Origin of the sequence: Roseateles sp. SL47 (assembly GCF_026625885.1) — a bacterium.
Lineage (GTDB): Bacteria > Pseudomonadota > Gammaproteobacteria > Burkholderiales > Burkholderiaceae_C > Roseateles.
The window spans coordinates 1616650-1634360 of record NZ_CP113068.1; the positions used below are offsets into that span (position 1 = coordinate 1616650).

The window sequence follows — 17711 nt, forward strand, 5'->3', positions numbered from 1 at the left end:
GGGCGGAGGGCGAAAGCCGCGCCGTTGGAGGGGCAGGTCACGGGGGCGGCGCTATAGTGACCGCACCGTGCCGCCGCCGTCGGGCGGCACCTGCCGTACGGGGCCACCGCCATGTCAGAGTCCACTGCCCGCCACGCCTTTGGTGCTTCTCGCTTTTCCAGTGCGTCCCGCGCTGAGGCCTCGTCGCAGGCCACTGCGGGTGCGTCCTCGTCCCTGAGGCTGGCCGTGGTGGGGGCCGGGCCGGCCGGTCTGGCCCTGGCGCTGCTGGCGGCACGTTATCTGCCGCTGGCGCAGATCAGCCTGTTTGATGCACGCCCGCTGGAGCGGGATGTGTCCAAAGACCCGCGCACCTTGGCCCTGTCCCTGGGCAGCATCCAATTGCTGCAACGATTGAAGGTGTGGCCGGCGGCGCATGCGCAGCCCATTCGTGAAGTCCACGTCAGCCAGGCCCCGCCCACGCTGCGGAGCCCATGGTTCGGTGCTTCGGGAGAGCCCGAGGTGCGGATCTCGGCCTCGGAGCAGGGCGTCGATCAATTGGGCGCCGTGCTGAGTTATGGGCAACTCGTGGCCCCGCTCCAGGCCGCCTGGCAAGCCGCAGCGGCCTTGGAGCCGGCGCGCTTGTTCACCCGCTTTGGTCAGCCGGTGACCGGCATGAAGCAGGACACGGCGGGTGAGGTGGAGATCGACGCGGGCATTGTTGAACGTTTTGATCTGGCCATCGTGGCCGAAGGCGGGGTGTTTGCCGAGCAGGCGCGCAAGGCGCTCAGCCACGACTATCGGCAAAACGCATGGGTGGGCACGGTGACCTTGTCTCCGGGCACACCGGCGGGTGTCGCCTATGAGCGCTTCACACGTCGGGGGCCACTGGCGCTGTTGCCGCTCCCTGATCAGGACGGACGCCGTCGCGCTGCGCTGGTGTGGTGCCAGCCGCAGGACGAGGATGAGGTCGCGTCGCTCAGCGATGCCCAGCGCCTGATGGTCATCCAGCACCAATTGCCCGATGCCGTGGGGCCACTGCTGGACATCAGCGCCCTGAAGTGTTTCCCGCTGGGCCTCAATGCGGAACGGACCCTGGTGGAGGGCCGCTGCGTGCGCATCGGCAATGCGGCGCAGACCCTGCATCCGGTGGCCGGGCAGGGGCTGAATCTGGGTCTGCGGGATGCGTTCTCGCTGGTGGAGGCCTTGCGGCGGCAAGCGTCGGTGGACGCGGCGCTGCGCCGGGTGGAGTTCCAACGTGCGCCGGACCGTTGGGCCACCATCGTCACCACCGATGCCCTGGCCCGCAGCTTTGTCTGGCGGTGGCCCGGTCTGCCGGCTGCGCGAGGCATGGGTCTGGCCGCGCTGCAAGCCCTGCCCCCCGTCAAGCGGATGCTTGCACAACAGATGATGTTTGGCCGCCGGTGACCGCTGCTTCCAGTGACTGGGCCCAGCCCGGCACCCCGGCTTATCGCCGTATCACAGTCGCCCTGTTCCTCGCGGGTTTCACCACGTTCTCGCTGCTCTACAGCGTGCAGCCGCTGCTGCCGCTGTTTGCGCAGGAGTTTCAGGTGGGGGCCGCAGCGAGCGCCTTGTCGCTCTCGCTGGCCACCGGCTGCCTGGCCTTTGCCATCCTGTGCGCGGGCGCGCTCTCGGAGAGCATGGACCGGCGTCGGCTGATGTTTGCCTCGATGACGCTGGCTGCGCTGCTCAACCTGCTGGCGTCGCTGCTGCCCAGCTGGCATGGTTTGCTGCTGGCCCGCGCGGTGGAAGGCTTGGTGCTGGGCGGTGTGCCTGCCGTGGCCATGGCGTATCTGGCGGAGGAAATTCATCCCGGCGGCCTGGGGCGCGCCATGGGGCAGTATGTGGGGGGCACGGCCTTTGGCGGCATGATGGGCCGTGTGGGTGTGAGCGTCTTGAGTGATGCGTTTGGCTGGAGGCCCGCACTGTTGATCGTCAGCGGGGTGGGGCTGTTGGCGGCGGCGGGTTTCTGGTGGCTGCTGCCGCCCTCCAAGCACTTTGTGCGTCGGCAGGGTGTGAAGCTGTCGGACCATGTGTCGGCCTGGCGTGCGCACCTGACGCATCCGGCCTTGCCTTTTCTGTTTGCCATGGGCTTCCTGATGATGGGAACGTTTGTGGCGTTCTACAACTACGCGGGCTTCCGTCTGATGCGGGCGCCGTTTTCGCTTAGCCAGAGCGCCATCGGGCTGATCTTCTGCGCCTATCTGTTTGGCATCGTGGCTTCGACCACGGCAGGTGGGCTGTCAGACCGGGTGGGGCGTGCGCCTGCCTTGCTGACGGGCATCGGTCTGGCGATGGCGGGGGTGTTGCTGGGCCTGTCGAGCTGGCTGCCGGTGGTGATTGTTGGCATCGTATTGCTGACCATCGGTTTTTTCGTTGCGCATTCGGTCAGCAGCGCCTGGGTGGGTGCGCTGGGTGGCCGCAGCAAGGGCCATGCGGCGTCGCTGTATCTGTTGGCCTACTACGTGGGGTCCAGCACGCTGGGCGCGTTTGGCGGCTGGTTCTGGGACCACCAGGGGTGGCCGGCACTGGTGGTGTATGTGGTGACGCTGCTGGTCACGGCGTTTGGGGCTGCGCTGGTGCTTCGGGGCAGAACTTCGCGCCCCGCTCAGTGACGCACCTGGCGGGCAGCGCCACTCGCTGATTGGATCAAGTGCGTCGATGGCGACGATGAACTTGGCGCAAGGCCGCCAGCACACTCAACTGCAGCAGGCAGATCAGCAAGGCCATCAGTACAACCGACGACCATCCGTTTGTGTCGGTGAAGTAGATCAGCGCGATGATGCCCAGACACTGAAAGACAAAGAACGACCAGAACTTGGCAGGGCTTCCCACCACGCTGTCGATCCAATCGTCAGGAGGATTGAGGAGGGTTCGCATGTCCGCAACGATCGGCTTTCCGAAGACATCCGTCCATCAACCTTTTTGAGGACACCCCGCAGCCTGGAACCCGTAGCCCCGTCTCCCTGACACCACGCTGAATCCCACGCTTGGGGTTTCCCAGTACGTATTCATGTGTGTGCATTTGGCCGGGATTGATGCACCATCTTCCAAGATGGCCGGCATCCTCACGCCGCGCGCGTTCGTTCGGTGTGCAACGGCGCGACAGTCGGCCCTCGGTGCCCTCATGTTCACGAGATCAAAGACGGAGACAAAACATGAAGTTCAGCGCGCGTTGGATGGGTGTTCCCCTGTTGGCTATTCCCCTGGCCATTCCCTTGGCCCTGACCAGTTTTGGTGCACAGGCAGCCGATCCCATCAAGATCGGGGTGTCCGGGCCCTTCACCGGTGGCTCTTCCTCCATGGGGGTGAGCATGCGGGACGGCGTTCGGCTGGCCGCTCAGGAAATCAACGCCGCTGGCGGGGTCTTGGGCCGGCAGATTCAGCTGGTGGAGCGGGATGACGAAGCCAAGAACGAGCGCGGCGTCCAGATCGCCCAGGAGCTGATCAACCGCGAAAAGGTTGCCGCCACCGTCGGCTTCATCAATACCGGCGTCGCCCTGGCGGCCCAGCGCTTCTACCAGGAAGCCAAGATCCCGGTGATGAACAACGTGGCCACCGGCTCGGTGATCACCCAGCAATTCGCCAATCAGCCCGACAACTACATCTTCCGCAATGCCGCGCATGACAGCATCCAGGCGCCGATGATCGTGGAAGAAGCATTGGCCCGCCGCGGTTTCAAGAAGGTGGCCATCCTCGCCGATTCCACCAACTACGGTCAGCTCGGCCGGCAGGATCTGGAGAAGGCGCTGGACCTCAAGGGCATCAAACCGGTGGCGGTGGAAAAGTTCAACATCAAGGATGTGGACATGACCCCGCAACTGCTCAAGGCCAAGGAAGCCGGTGCGGAGGCCATCCTCACCTACGGCATCGGCCCTGAGCTGGCCCAGATCGCCAACGGCATGACCAAGCTGGGCTGGAAGGTGCCGATGATCGGCAGCTGGACCCTATCGATGGCCAATTACATCGACAACGCCGGCCCCGGCGGTGAAGGCGCCCGCATGCCGCAGACCTTCATCCAGGAGCCCACCACGCCCAAGCGGCAGTCCTTCATCGTTGCCTACCTGAAGACGTTCAACCCGAAGAACAGCCGCATCGACTCCCCCGTGTCGGCGGCCCAGGGCTACGACTCCATCTACCTGCTCGCCGCCGCCATCAAGCAGGCCGGCAGCACCGACGGCTCCAAGATCAGGGCCGCGCTGGAAGACCTGAAAACCCCGGTGGAAGGTGTGGTCACCACCTACAACAAGCCGTTCTCCAAGGCCGACCACGAAGCCATCACCGCCAACATCCCGGTGTTTGGCGAGGTGAAGGGCCAGCGTGTGGTCTACGCCTATGAGGCCGACTTCAAGAAGGCCTCCGAGGTGCGCGTCAAGGACGTCAACGCCAAGGGCGCCCTCAGCCAGAAGAAGTGACTCCCCGTACGGCCGCCTCCAGCGGCCGTTTTGTTGTTCACCCGTGACGGCCGCGCCTTCGTCCTGGAGGTCGCTGCCGTTGCGTCAGCAGTCCCGGACCCGGTATGCAGATCCTGACTCAACTGGTGTTCAGCGGCATCGCGCTCGGCATGATCTATGCGGTCATCGCCTTCGGCTACCAGCTGACCTTCTCCACTTCCGACACCCTCAACTTCGGCCAGGGCGAATCGCTGATGCTCGGCGCCCTGGTGGGCCTGACCCTGGTCACGCAACTCGGCCTCAACTATTGGCTGATGCTGCCGCTGGTGTGCCTGTTCGGCGCGCTGCAAGGGGCCTTGGTTGAGCGCATCGGCGTGCGCCCCGCCATCAAGATCAAAAGCGAGTTCGGTTGGATCATGTCCACCATCGCGCTGGGCATCATCTTCAAGAACGTGGCCGAGAACGTCTGGGGCCGGGATGACCTGCGCTTCCCCTCGCCGCTGCCCGAAGCCCCGCTGAAGATGCTGGGCGCCAATGTGCTGCCGATGGAAATCCTGGTGGTGGTCGGCGCGGTCTTGATGATGTTGGCGGTGGAGGTCTTCAACCGCCGCTCCATCTACGGCCGCGCCGTGGTGGCCACCTTCAACGACCGGGATGCCGCCAAGCTGATGGGCATCAATACCGGGCTGGTCATCACCTTCTCCTACGCGATGTCGTCCGCCACGGCCGCCTTTGCGGGCGTGTTGATCGCGCCGCTCACCCTGACTGGCGCCACCATGGGCGCAGTGCTGGGCTTAAAAGCCTTTGCGGTGGCCATCATCGGCGGCCTGACTTCCGGCATGGGCATCATCGTCGGCGGCATCATTCTCGGCATCGCCGAGACCACCACCGGCTTCTACCTCTCCACCGGCTACAAGGACGTGCCCGGCCTGGTGCTGCTGCTCATCGTGCTGGCCCTCAAGCCAGCGGGCCTCTTCGGCAAGACTGCGATCAAGAAAGTATGAACGCCAAGAAACTTGTCGCCGGCCTGGTGGCCGTGATCGTGCTGTTCGGTTTTCCCCTCGCCTCGGGCAACCCGTATTACATCCACCTGGTCGAGACCATCATGATCTACGCGATCGTGCTGTTCGGCCTGGACATCGTGGTGGGCTATACCGGACAGGTCTCCCTGGGTCATGCGGGTCTGTTTGGCATCGGCGCTTATACCGCCGGTGTGCTGATCATGAAGCTGGATGCACCGGTGCTGCTGACGCTGCCCGCGGCCATCGCCGTCACCGCCGCGTTTGGCGCGGTGCTGGCGCTGCCAGCGCTCCGCGTGACCGGGCCCTATCTCGCGATGGTCACGCTGGCCTTTGGCACCATCGTCCAGATCCTGATCAACGAAATGGATTTCCTGACCAACGGGCCCATGGGCATCACGCTCACCAAGCCGTCCTTGTTCGGCCATCCGTTGGACGAGACGGAGTATTACTGGATGGTGGCCGTGCTGCTGATCGCGGCGCTGGTGTTTGTGCACCGTGTGCTGCGCTCGCATCTGGGCCGGGCCTTCGAGGCGTTGCGGGGCAGCCCGGTGGCGTCCGACTGCATGGGCGTGTCGGTCTATCGCTACAAGGTCTATGCCTTTGTGATCAGCGCCGGCCTCGCCGGCCTGGCCGGCGCGCTGTATGCCTATTCCGAGCAATACATCTCGCCCAACACCTACAACTTCGAACTGACGGTGCTCTTCCTGCTGGCCATCATCATGGGCGGCCGCAAGACCCGCACCGGGGCGCTGCTGGGCGCCGCCATCATCGTGCTGCTGCCCAAGCTGCTGGATGACCTGTCCCTGTTCCGCTGGGTGTCGGTGATGTTTGCGGTGGTGGTGGCTGTCGCCACCGTCGTGGCCCTCAAGCGAGAGAAGGTGACCGTCGGGCAGGCGGCGATTCCGGTGGTGGGCAGCATCGCGCTGGCCGGGCTGTCGTTTGTGCTGCAGACCATGACTGACTGGCGCTTGTCCGTCTTTGGTCTCATCACGCTGTTTGTCGTGTATTACCTGCAGGACGGCATCGTGGGCTTTGTGCGGCAGGCGCTGAAGATCAAGGCCAAGCCGCTGGGCGATTCGGTGCCCGTGGCCACCAGCTCGGCCGACGCCATTGCCAACGCCGCCAGCGGCCATGGCGAGGTGCTGCTGGACGCCAAGGGCGTGCTGATGCAGTTCGGGGGCCTCAAGGCGCTGAACCAGGTGGACCTGCAGGTGCGGCGTGGCACCATCCACGGCTTGATTGGCCCCAACGGTTCGGGCAAGAGCACCATGATGAATGTGCTCACCGGCATCTATGTGCCCACCGCCGGCAGCCTGCAGTTTGGCGGCCGTTCGCTGGTGGGGCGGACGTCGGCCGACATCGCCTTGTCCGGCGTGGCCCGCACCTTCCAGAATGTGCAGCTGTTCGGCGAGATGAGCGCGCTGCACAACGTGATGGTGGGCCTGCACCACAGCTTCCGCAGCCATTTGCTGAATGTGGCGCTGCACACGCCGCGCTACTTGAAAGAGGACCAGGGTGCGCAGGCCCGGGCGCAGAGCCTGCTGGACTTCGTCGGGCTGGGAGCCCTGGCCACCGAGGAAGCGCGCAACCTGCCCTATGGCAAGCAGCGCTTGCTGGAGATTGCCCGTGCGCTGGCGCTGGACCCTCAACTGCTGCTGCTGGACGAACCCGCAGCCGGCCTCACCGCCCCAGACATCAAGGAGCTGATGCGCATCATCGCGAAGATCCGTGACCACGGCATCACCGTCATCCTGATCGAACACCACATGGACGTGGTGATGGGCATCTGCGACACGGTCTCGGTGCTGGACTTCGGCCAGAAGATTGCCGAGGGGCGGCCTGCGGACGTGCAGGCGGACCCCAAGGTGATCGAGGCTTACCTCGGCGGCCAGGCGGCCTGACAGCGAGGGGACTCACAACCATGTTGAAAATCGATCAACTGCATGCGGGCTACGGCAAGGTGGAAGTGCTGCACGGCATTTCCATCGAGGTGCCCAAGGGGCGGGTGGTGACGCTCATCGGCAGCAATGGCGCCGGCAAGACCACCACCATGCGTGCCGTGTCCGGCATGATCGCGCCCAGCGCCGGCCAGATCTCCCTGAACGGCAAGCGCATTGACGGCCTGGAGTCATATCACATCGCCCGGCTGGGCCTGGCCCATTCACCGGAAGGGCGGCGGGTGTTTGCCACCATGACCGTCACCGACAACCTGCGCTTGGGCGCATTCCCGCGCTACACCGGCGCCCGCCCCAAGGGGGATGTGGACGCCGACCTGCAACGGGCGATGGAGTTGTTCCCGCGCCTCAAGGAGCGGCGTCAGCAACTGGCGGGCACCTTGTCCGGCGGTGAGCAGCAGATGCTGGCGATGGCGCGAGCGACCATGCTCAATCCGGAAGTGGTGCTGCTGGATGAGCCGTCGATGGGCCTGGCCCCGATCCTGGTGGAAGAGGTCTTCCGCATCATCGAACGGCTCAAGTCCCAGGGCGTCACCATGCTGCTGGTGGAGCAGTTTGCGGCGGCGGCCCTGGCGGTGGCGGATTACGGCTATGTGCTGGAAAACGGCCGCATCTCGCTGCATGGCCCTGCCGAGAAGCTGCGCACCGACCCGGCGGTCAAGGCGGCCTACCTGGGCGGCGGGCACTGACCATCAAAAAAGGGGGGGACGTCGCAACGTTCCTCCCCTGCGTCTGCTCACGGTGCCGCGCGGACGCAGCCCGTTGCGCACGCTCCGGTGCAGATCAATCGGCCGTGCCGGGCGCGGCCTCCAGCCGCTGTTGGCGCTCGGCCCGGTTCCACCATTGCGTGGTCACGATGGCGACGGCGGCGAGTGCGGCCGGTACCGCCAGCATGCTCAGAATGCCGCCGAAGCCCCAGCCCATGCCCAGCAGCGCACCCCCAAAGGCCGAGCCAAGAATGCTGCCGAAGCGGCCCATGCCCAGCATCCAGCTCACGCCGGTGGCGCGGGCGACGGTGGGATAGCAGCTGGGTGCAAAGGCATTGAGGCCGGTCTGGGCGCCGCTCATGAAGAAGCCGGCCGAGAACACCAGCAGGGCCAGCATCGGTGACACCGCGCCGGCTTCGCCCACGGCCAGCACACACACGCCGCCCAGCAGATAGGCCGCGCCGATCACGCCGGCCGGCCGGGTCCGGTCCATGATCCAGCCCACCGCAATGGCGCCGATGGTGCCGCCGATCTGGAACATGGCGGTCACGTTCGCGGCTGTGGAGATGGGCAGGCCCGCATCCTTCATCAGCGTGGGCAGCCAGCCGGTCAGCAGATAGATCACCATCAGGCCCATGAAGTAGGTGACCCACAGGGCCAGCGTGACCTTGGCAAAGCCTTGCGAGAACAACATGCCGATGGGGGTGCGGGAGGCCATCGGCGGCTCGTTGGAGACGAAGTTCTCCTGGCCGGTGAACCGGGCGCCGCACACCCGGTTCAGCAGCGCGGCAATGCGTGGCCTGGACTTGCCTTGCACCGTCAGCAACCGGGCCGATTCCGGCAGCAGCCACACCAGCACCGGCACCAGCACCAGCGGAAACGCGCCGCCCAGCAGCAGTACCGTGCGCCAGCCATGGGTGGGGATCAGCGCCGCAGCCGCAAAACCGACCAGCGCCGAGCCGAGGTTGAAGCCGGTGAACATCACGGTGATCAGCAGCGAGCGCTTGCGAGTGGGGGCGTATTCGGAGAGCAGCGTCGTGGTGTTGGGCATGGCCGCACCCAGACCGATGCCCGACAGCAGCCGCAGCAAGGCCATCGAGGCCGGGCTGGTGGTGTAGGCCGTGAGGATGGTGAAGATGCCGAACAGGAAGACCGAGGCGATCAGCACCTTCCTGCGGCCAAAGCGGTCGGCGGACGGGCCGGCGACCAGCGCGCCGATCACCAGCCCGATAGGCGCTGCGCTCATCACCAGGCCAAAGGCCGGGCGCGAAATGCCCCACTCTTGAATGATGGCCGGCGCCAGGAAGCCCATGATGGCCACGTCCACGCCGTCAGCGGTGACCACCAGGAAGCACAAGGCCACCAGCAGCCACTGGAATGTGGAAATCGGCCGTTCATCAATGAAGGCCTTCACGTCGATATCTCGGTTGCTCTGCACCGTTGTCTCCTGCTCTTTATGCGCTGGAGTCTAGAAATCGACAGGGCTCACCGTCAGATGCTGGGGAGCGCCGCGTGATAACTGTTTGTTATCGGGATGATGCGGAGAGACAGGGGGCTGTGCGGCGCAATCGATGGGAACCGTCAAGCCAAGATGAAAAAGCGGCTCATGCCGGCTTCGTTGCGGGTCTGTTTCTGACATCGCGCAAGAAGAGCATGGCCGCTGATCCCGGGGCAGGTGCCTGGGGTGATAGCCGCAGGTTTACACAAACATCCCGCCGCTGGCTTCAATGCGCTGCGCGGTGATCCAGTGGCTGTCCTCCGATAGCAGCGAGGCCACCACCGGCCCGATGTCGTCCGGCAGGCCGGCACGCCCCAGCGCGGTCACGCTGGCCACAAAGCGGTTGAGTTCCGCATTGCTGCGCAAGGCGCCGCCGTTGAAGTCGGTCTCGATGGCGCCCGGGGCCAGCGTATTGACGCGGATGCCCCGGCTGCCCAGTTCCTTCGCCAGATAACGGGACAGCACCTCCAGGCCGCCCTTCATCGTGGCGTAGGCGCCGTATCCCGGCACGGCGAAGCGGGTCAGGCCGGACGAGATGTTGAGGATGCTGCCGCCGTCCTGAATCATCGGCGCCAGGGCCTGGGTCAGGAAGAACGGACCCTTGAGGTGGACGTTCAGCAACGCGTCGAACTGGGCTTCGGTGGTCTGCGCCAGTGGCAGGTGAAGGCCGGTACCGCCGTTGTTGACCAGGTGGTCGATGCGCGCCCGCTGCCAGTGCCGGGCCAGCAGCGCCTGCAGTGACGCGACAAAGGCCGGGAAGGTGGCGGTCTGGCTCACGTCCAGCTGCAGGGCTGCGGCACGGCCGCCCTGGGCTTCGATCTGCTGCACAACGGCCAGGGCCTCGTCCTGGCTGCTGCGATAGGTGAGGATGACATCCATCTGTTTTTGCACCAGATGCAGGGCGGCATTGCGGCCCAGGCCACGGCTGCCGCCGGTGATCAGGGCGATGGGAGCGGAAGAAGGCGCGGGGGTCATGGTGGTCTCCTGAGAAGTCCTGCGGACAGGCGGTAAAGGAATGCCATGAACTGTATTGATCCGCTTCAGTCGGATAAACGTGTTAAAAATGATTTGACTGTTCATCCATAATGAACAAATGAATGCCATCCCTTCCCTGGACACCCTGCAGGTTTTCGTCAAGGTGGCGGAGCTGTCCAGCTTCACCCAGGCGGCGCTCAGCCTGGGGGTGCCCAAGGCCAGCGTGTCCACCGCCGTGCAGCGGCTGGAAGCGGCGCTGGGCACCCGGCTGTTCCACCGGACCACGCGCCGGGTTCAGCTGACGCAGGACGGCCAGGCCTGCCTGGAGCGCTGCCTGGATCTGCTCTCCGAGCTGACCGACATGCAGACCATGTTCCAACCCTCGGCCAGCGGCTTGAACGGCCGGCTGCGGGTGGATATTCCTCTGCGCCTGGCCCGAGACCTGGTCACGCCCGCCCTGCCGGCCTTCTTTCAGGCGCACCCCGGGTTGGAACTGGAGCTGAGCAGCACCGACCGGCGGGTGGATGTGGTGCGGGAGGGCTTCGACTGCGTGTTGCGGGTGGGGCCGTTGAACGATTCCAGCCTGGTGGCCCGGCCGCTGGGCGCGCTGGAGATGGTGAATCTGGCCAGCGTGGGCTACCTCCAGCAGCACGGGGAGCCGAGGACGCTGGATGATCTTGCCCGCCATCAGCTCATCCACTACACCCCGCTGCTGGGGCAGCGCTCGTCCGGGTTTGAATGGCAGGACGGGCAGGGCGTGCAGCACTTCGTGCCGATGGCTGGCGGCTTGACCGTCAACAATTCGGAGGCCTACATGGGCGCCTGCCTGGCCGGCCTGGGCATTGTGCAGGTGCCACGCCGGGGCAATGATGGCGAGGTCCACGGCGGCCGCCTGCGCGAGGTGCTGCCGGATTACCGGGCGGCGCCGATGCCGGTGCATCTGCTCTATCCGCACCGCCGCCAACTGCCGCGCCGTGTGCAGGTCTTCATGCAATGGCTGGCCGACTTGATGGCACCGCGTCTGATCCCGTTATCCTCCAGGGACGCGGTGGCGAACTGAAACCACCGCGCGCCCCACGTCATTGCGCTCTAGCCTCTTGGACCTGCTCACTTCTTCCCAGTTCGCTCAGGCCGCCCTGCAGGCCGGCGATGCCCTGGCCGCCCAGGCGCCCGGCGATGAATGGCTGCTGCTGGCCATGGAAGCGGGCGACCCGGCCCAACAGGCCCAGGCGCTGCTGCACCTGGCCCGCTGCGACCGCGCGCTGCACCGCCCGCGAGAGGCGCGCCCGCGCAGCGAGCTGGCCGCCCGGTTGTTCCGCCAACTGGGGGAGGCGGCCGGTGAAGCCAGCGCCTTGTCGGTGCTGGCGCATACCGCTTCGCTGGCCGGCCATCACGAAGAAGCCATCGAGGCCGCGCTGCTGGGCCTGCGGCTGGCCCAATCCAATACCGATGGCGTGGCGCAGGTGATTGCGCTGCAGGACCTGGGGGCCTGTTATGTCTGGGCCCGCAGTTTCGAGCGTGCCCAGCAGGTGCTGCGTCAGGCGGCCGATGCCGCCAATGCCTGCAAGCCCCGCCAGACGCCACTGGCCGCCTGTCTGTGGCTGGCCACAGCGGAGTTGTTGCGGCTGGCCGGGGAACGCGAGCAACGCGGCCAGTTGCCCACGCTCGGCGCACTGGAGGCCCATCTGATCAATGCCCGGCATCTGCTGGGAGAAGTCCTGGAAGGCGCCGTGGGCGGCGTCACCGGCGAACTGGCCGGTGAGGCGCAGTGCTGGTGGACGCTGATGCAGACCCTGGCCCAGATCTGGAAGGGTGCCTCCGGCCTGGCCCAACCCGAGTTTCAGCAAGCGCTGGCGCTGCTGCCGGGCGGCGATCGCCACTGGCTGGCGGCCCTGGCCGCCTGGGTGCAGGCGGAACTGGCCTGGTCGCGGCGCCTGTGGCCGCAGGCCCGGCGGGCGGCATCGCAACTGGTGATGCAGGCCGATGCGGTCCAGCATGAACCGCTGGCCCAACTGGGGGAGTTGATCGCCAGCCAGATCGAGGAACAACAGGGCCAGCCCCAGCGGGCGCTGCAGCGCATGCGCGCGCTGCGGGAACGCGAAGCGCGGGTGCGCATTGCCAGTCTGGACAGCCGGACCGACGCGGTGCAATGGCAACTGGATGCGCGCCGCAGCGAACGCGACCGGGCGCAGTTGGCCGATCAGGCCCAGCGGCTGGAAAAGCTGTCGATGGAAGATCCCCTCACCGGGCTGGCCAACCGCCGCAGCTTCGAGGCCCAGGCCGATGTGCTGTTGCGCACGGGGGGCGTTGTCAGTGTGGCGCTCATCGACGTGGACCACTTCAAGAAGGTCAATGACCAGCACTCCCATCTGGTCGGCGACCAGGTGCTCAGCCAGATCGCCCGGCTGATGCGGCTGCATGTGCGTGAGCAGGACATGGCGGCCCGTCTGGCGGGCGACGAATTCGTGCTGCTGCTGCGCGGTGCCACCGAAGAGATTGCCCAGCAGGCCTGCCTCCGCCTGTCCTCGGCCGTCCGGGAGCATGACTGGGGGGCGATTACCGAAGGGCTGGAGGTGAGCATCAGCATTGGGGCGGCCCAGCGCCAGGACGGAGACACCCTGCAGACCTGGCTGGCCCGTAGCGATGCCGCCATGTATGCCGCCAAGCGGGTGCGTCATGCCCAGGGGCTGGCGGACGGTGAAGGCGACACGCCGGACTGACACCGGGCGGGTTGCCGCACGTTGCAGCACGTCGCCGCGTGTCACGCACTCACTTGAAGAACCAGTACCCCACGAGGATGGTGCCCACCAGCCCCACCCCATCGGCAATCAGTCCGCAGGTCAGCGCATAACGGGTCTTGCGGATGTTGACGCTGCCAAAGTACACCGCCAGCACATAGAAGGTGGTTTCGGTGGAGCCCTGGATGATGGCAGCGAGCTTGCCCTGGAAGCTGTCCACGCCATAGGTCTTCATCACGTCCACCATCAGCCCGCGCGCACCGCTGCCCGACAAGGTCTTCATCAACCCGACCGGCAGGGCCGGGACGAAGTCGGTCGGCAGGCCCATGGCTGCCACTGCTGCGGCAATGCCGCGTACCACATAGTCCATGCAGCCGGTGGTGCGGAAGACCGAAATCGCCACGAGGATGGCGATCAGGTAGGGAATGATCTGCACGGCCACGCCAAACCCTTCCTTGGCGCCTTCCACGAAGCTCTCGTAGACGTTGATACGCCGCCAGGCGCCCACGGCGATGAACAGCACGATGATGCTCATGACGACGAGGCTGCCCAGCAGCCCCATCATGCGCGACATCTCCTCGGGCGGGTATTGATGCAGCCAGCCGAAGACACCCGCCATCAGGCCGATGAAACCCGCCACCAGCGCCAGCACCGGTGCAGTGAACAGATTGATGCGCTGATAAACCGCCACCGCCACCAGCCCGGCCATGAAGGAAATGAAGGTGCCCACCAGCGTCGGCAGGAAGATGTCGGCGGCGTTGAAGTTGACCAGATGCTGGTCCAGCGCGATGGCCTGACGGATCGCGATGACCGAGGTCGGGATGAGGGTGATGCCCGCCGTGTTGAGCACCAGGAACATGATCATCGCGTTGCTGGCGGTGTCCTTCTGCGGGTTGAGGTCCTGCAGCTCGCGCATCGCCTTCAGGCCCAGCGGCGTGGCGGCGTTGTCCAGCCCCAGCATGTTGGCCGAGAAGTTCATCACCATCGACCCGCCCGCCGGGTGGCCACGCGGCACATCCGGGAAGATGCGGGCGAAGAAGGGGCCCATCCAGCGCGCAAACAGCTGGATGACACCCGCCTGTTCCCCGATCTTCATGATGCCCAGCCACAGGCTCATCACACCCACCAGGCCCAGTGAGATGTCAAAGCCGGTCTTGGCGGTGTCGAAGATGCCGTTCAGCATCTGGCTGAAGAGCGTCAGGTCCCCCTGAAACAAGCGCCACAGGGCGACTGCAAAGCCGATCAGGAAAAAGCCGATCCAGATGAAATTGAGCACCATGGGGGCGGATTATTCCCGTGCCGCCGCCCCCCGCATGCGCCGCCTCGGGTTGACGAGCATGACAGGCACAACAGGGGCCATAACCGGGCACTGGATTCGGCACCCAAGTTGGCGCTCAAGTCGTCACCCCAGTCGGCACCCAACGGGGCGCCGACTTGGCAGCGATTTGGCAGCGACCTGGCGCTGACGCTGGCCCAGAAGCTAACCCTGCAGCTGCCCCTGAAGCTGCTGCCGCTCTTGGTGCAGACCCTGATGCCGACCGTGGCGCTGACTTCCAGTCACCGATCGACGTTTACGGCATAGTCCCGCCACCTCCAATTTCAAAGGGATTGACCGCTGGCAGGGTCATCCCCTCAGAACTGATCAAGGCCCTTCATGACACGTTCCCGTCCTTTCCTCCGCAGGTCTCACCTGGCCACGGCGGCTTTCCTTTGTGGTGGCGCCCTGGGTGCGGTGGCTGCCACCGGCGCGGTGCCGGCATCGCCGCCCGCGCGCAAGGCATCGGCGCCGACCGCTGAAGAAGCCGAGCGCTTTGTGAAGACGGCCGAATCCCGTCTCGAAGCGCTGCTGATCAAGTCGCAACGCGCCGAATGGGTGGCAGAAAACTTCATCACCGACGACACGCAGCAGATCACCGCCGAGGCCAATGAGGAACTGCTCAAGGCCAATGGCGAGCTGGCGCTGGCCGCCCGCCGCTACAACGGCCTGAAGCTGCCGGCCGACACCGCCCGCAAGCTCAAGCTGATGCAGCTGACGCTGATGATCCCGGACGATCAGGAACGGGCCCGATTCACCCGGCTGGCCACCAGCATGACCAGCGCCTACGGCATGGCCAGGTACTGCCCGCAGAAGGCGGACGGGTCCAAGGACACCTGCTTGCCGTTGGATGAACTGGAGAAGATCATGGCCGAGAGCCGCGATCCGGCCCAACTGAAAGACGCCTGGGTGGGCTGGCATGCGCAGTCCAAGAGCTACAAGCAGGATTACGTTCGCTACGTCGCCTTGTCCAACAAGGGCTCGCGCGCGATGGGTTTTGCCGATACCGGCGCGTTGTGGCGTTCCGGCTATGACATGAGCCCGGCAGCGTTCTCGGCCGACATCGAGCGCTCCTGGCGCCAGGTGCAGCCGCTGTATGAATCGCTGCACACCTACGTGCGTTTCAAGCTGCGCCAGACCTATGGCCCGGACGTGGTGCCAGCGACCGGCCCGATTCCCGCCCACCTGCTGGGCAACATGTGGAGCCAGAGCTGGGAAAACATCTATCCGCTGGTCAAACCGGCCGCCCGCCCGGGGGATTACGACCTCAGCCAGGTGCTGGCCCAGCGCGGCACCTCCGCCAAGGAGATGGTGAAGTATGCCGAGGGCTTCTACACGTCCCTGGGCATGGAGGCCCTGCCGGAGACCTTCTGGGAGCGTTCGCTGCTGACCAAGCCGCAGGACCGTGAAGTGGTCTGCCACGCCTCCGCCTGGGACATCGACCAGCAGCAGGATGTGCGGGTGAAGATGTGCATCCGCCCGACGGAAGAAGACTTCATCACCATTCACCACGAACTGGGCCACATCTATTACGACCTGGCCTACCGCCGTCAGCCCACGCTGTTCCGCAATGGCGCCAATGATGGATTCCATGAAGCCATTGGCGACACGGTGGCCCTGTCCATCACGCCGGACTATCTCAAGCGCCTGGGCCTGATGAAGGCGGACGACCGTCCCGGCGACGACATCGACAACCTGCTGATGCAGGCCCTGCGCAAGGTGGCCTTCCTGCCGTTTGCCTACAAGGTGGATGCGTGGCGCTGGCAGGTGTATGCCGGCCAGGTGAAGCCGCAGGAGTACGACAAGGCGTGGTGGTCCCTGAGTGAAACCTACCAGGGCATCTCACGCCCGGCGCCGATGCAGGCGGACGGCTTTGACGCGGGCGCGAAGTTCCATGTGGCGGCCGATGTGGCCTATGCGCGCTACTTCGTGGCCCACTTGCTGCAGTTCCAGTTCCAGCGCGCCCTGTGCCGCGAAGCCGGCTACACCGGCCCGCTGCACAGCTGCTCGATCTTTGGCAACAGGAAGGCCGGCGAGAAATACCAGGCCATGCTCAGCCTGGGCGCCAGCAAGCCCTGGCCGGAAGCACTCAAGGCGATGACGGGTGAGGAGCAGCTCGACGGCAGCGCGCTGATCGAATACTTCGCACCGTTGAAGGCCTGGCTGGATCAGCAGAATGCGCTGCTGGCCCAAAGCGATGCGGCGCTGAAGCGCTGAGCCGGGCTTCCCGAGGGCGGTCAGTCGATGTCCTGAGCGCCGGGGCCGCCGGGTCCCGCCGCTGCCCTCTTGGGCTGCGCCCTGCGGATCAGAAGGCCGGAACCACCGCGCCCTTGTATTGCGTCTGGATGAAGCGGCGCACCTGCTCGCTTTGCAGGGCTGCGGCCAGCTTCTTCACCGCCGGGGCCTGCTGGTTGTCGGCGCGGGTGACCAGCCAGTTGGCATAGGGCGAATCACCGCCTTCCAGGGCCAGCGCATCCTTGGTCGGATTGAGCTTGGCTTCCAGTGCGTAGTTGGTGTTGATCAGGGCCAGATCGACCTGCGGCAGGATGCGCGGCAGTGTGGCGGCTTCGATCTCGCGGAACTTCAGACCCTTGGGGTTGTCCGCAATGTCCTTCACGGTGGAGAGGATGTTGGTCTTGTCCTTCAGACGGATCACGCCTGCCTTGTCCAGAAGGATGAGCGCACGGCCGCCGTTGGTCGGGTCATTCGGCAGGGCCACGGTGCCGCCCTTGGGCAGGTCGCCCAGGGCCTTGTGTTTGGTGGAGTAGGCGCCGAAGGGTTCCACATGCACGGCCACCACCGGCACGAGGTTGGTGCCCTTGCCCTTGTTGAATTCATTCAGATAGGGCTTGTGCTGGAAGAAGTTGGCATCCAAGCGCTTCTCGCTCACCTGGATGTTGGGCTGCACATAGTCGGTGAACACCTTCACCTCCAGCTCCACGCCCTGTTTGGCCAGCTCCGGCTTGATGAGATTCAGGATCTCGGCATGCGGTACCGCCGTGGCGGCCACGGTGAGTTTTTCGGCCAGCGCCGTCCCGGCGGCCAGGGTGGACAGGGTCGCCAGTGCGGCAACAAGCATCTTCTTCATGTTCAAACTCCTCATCTCACAA

The 17711-nt window shown here is 65.5% G+C and carries 14 protein-coding genes; 9 read left to right on the plus strand and 5 right to left on the minus strand.

The features are described from left to right. The first annotated feature begins 111 nt into the window (after window positions 1–111). Both OU995_RS07030 and OU995_RS07035 read left to right on the plus strand, forming a co-directional pair. On the plus strand, window positions 112–1404 hold the full coding sequence (locus tag OU995_RS07030) for an FAD-dependent monooxygenase (protein ID WP_267834826.1): 1293 nt from the start codon (window positions 112–114) through the stop codon (window positions 1402–1404). Beyond that, window positions 1401–2612, plus strand: a complete 1212-nt coding sequence (locus OU995_RS07035; protein WP_267834827.1) for an MFS transporter — start codon at window positions 1401–1403, stop codon at window positions 2610–2612. Before OU995_RS07030 ends, OU995_RS07035 begins: the two co-directional genes overlap by 4 nt. Window positions 2613–2646: 34 nt before the next feature. On the opposite strand, the gene OU995_RS07040 is transcribed toward OU995_RS07035, so the two are convergent. Further along, on the minus strand, window positions 2647–2877 hold the full coding sequence (locus OU995_RS07040; RefSeq protein WP_267834828.1) for a hypothetical protein: 231 nt from the start codon (window positions 2875–2877) through the stop codon (window positions 2647–2649). 299 nt (window positions 2878–3176) lie between these two features. Between OU995_RS07040 and OU995_RS07045 the strand changes: the two genes are divergently transcribed. The 4 genes from OU995_RS07045 to OU995_RS07060 all read left to right on the plus strand — a co-directional run bounded on the left by OU995_RS07045 (window position 3177) and on the right by OU995_RS07060 (window position 8057). Continuing rightward, complete coding sequence (locus OU995_RS07045; protein WP_267836197.1) at window positions 3177–4412, plus strand: ABC transporter substrate-binding protein; 1236 nt, start codon at window positions 3177–3179, stop codon at window positions 4410–4412. 104 nt (window positions 4413–4516) lie between these two features. Beyond that, window positions 4517–5395 (plus strand): branched-chain amino acid ABC transporter permease, encoded by an 879-nt coding sequence (locus OU995_RS07050; protein WP_267834829.1) that lies wholly within the window; start codon window positions 4517–4519, stop codon window positions 5393–5395. Further along, a complete protein-coding gene (locus OU995_RS07055) occupies window positions 5392–7314 on the plus strand; it encodes an ABC transporter permease subunit (RefSeq protein ID WP_267834830.1) in 1923 nt (640 codons plus the stop codon). Before OU995_RS07050 ends, OU995_RS07055 begins: the two co-directional genes overlap by 4 nt. 20 nt (window positions 7315–7334) lie before the next feature. Continuing rightward, the gene (locus OU995_RS07060) at window positions 7335–8057 is read left to right on the plus strand and encodes an ABC transporter ATP-binding protein (protein WP_267834831.1); all 723 of its coding nucleotides are present in this window, start codon (window positions 7335–7337) and stop codon (window positions 8055–8057) included. 94 nt (window positions 8058–8151) lie between these two features. On the opposite strand, the gene OU995_RS07065 is transcribed toward OU995_RS07060, so the two are convergent. Both OU995_RS07065 and OU995_RS07070 read right to left on the minus strand, forming a co-directional pair. Further along, complete coding sequence (locus OU995_RS07065) at window positions 8152–9513, minus strand: MFS transporter (RefSeq protein WP_267834832.1); 1362 nt, start codon at window positions 9511–9513, stop codon at window positions 8152–8154. Between the two features lie 261 nt (window positions 9514–9774). After that, window positions 9775–10548 carry an SDR family NAD(P)-dependent oxidoreductase gene (locus OU995_RS07070; protein WP_267834833.1) on the minus strand — a complete coding sequence of 258 codons (774 nt, stop codon included), beginning with the start codon at window positions 10546–10548 and terminating at the stop codon, window positions 9775–9777. Between the two features lie 118 nt (window positions 10549–10666). Here OU995_RS07070 and OU995_RS07075 point away from each other — a divergent pair, with 118 nt between their 5' ends. Both OU995_RS07075 and OU995_RS07080 read left to right on the plus strand, forming a co-directional pair. Further along, entirely contained in the window at window positions 10667–11608 is a 942-nt protein-coding gene (locus OU995_RS07075; RefSeq protein ID WP_267834834.1) for a LysR family transcriptional regulator, read from the plus strand. A gap of 37 nt (window positions 11609–11645) precedes the next feature. Further along, window positions 11646–13268 carry a tetratricopeptide repeat-containing diguanylate cyclase gene (locus OU995_RS07080; RefSeq protein WP_267834835.1) on the plus strand — a complete coding sequence of 541 codons (1623 nt, stop codon included), beginning with the start codon at window positions 11646–11648 and terminating at the stop codon, window positions 13266–13268. A gap of 49 nt (window positions 13269–13317) precedes the next feature. On the opposite strand, the gene OU995_RS07085 is transcribed toward OU995_RS07080, so the two are convergent. Continuing rightward, complete coding sequence (locus tag OU995_RS07085; RefSeq protein ID WP_267834836.1) at window positions 13318–14565, minus strand: nucleoside recognition domain-containing protein; 1248 nt, start codon at window positions 14563–14565, stop codon at window positions 13318–13320. 375 nt (window positions 14566–14940) lie between these two features. Between OU995_RS07085 and OU995_RS07090 the strand changes: the two genes are divergently transcribed. Further along, a complete protein-coding gene (locus OU995_RS07090) occupies window positions 14941–16818 on the plus strand; it encodes a M2 family metallopeptidase (protein WP_267834837.1) in 1878 nt (625 codons plus the stop codon). 88 nt (window positions 16819–16906) lie between these two features. On the opposite strand, the gene OU995_RS07095 is transcribed toward OU995_RS07090, so the two are convergent. Then, window positions 16907–17695, minus strand: coding sequence for a MetQ/NlpA family ABC transporter substrate-binding protein (locus tag OU995_RS07095; protein WP_420714823.1), 789 nt, complete (start codon window positions 17693–17695; stop codon window positions 16907–16909). Window positions 17696–17711 lie beyond the last annotated feature (16 nt).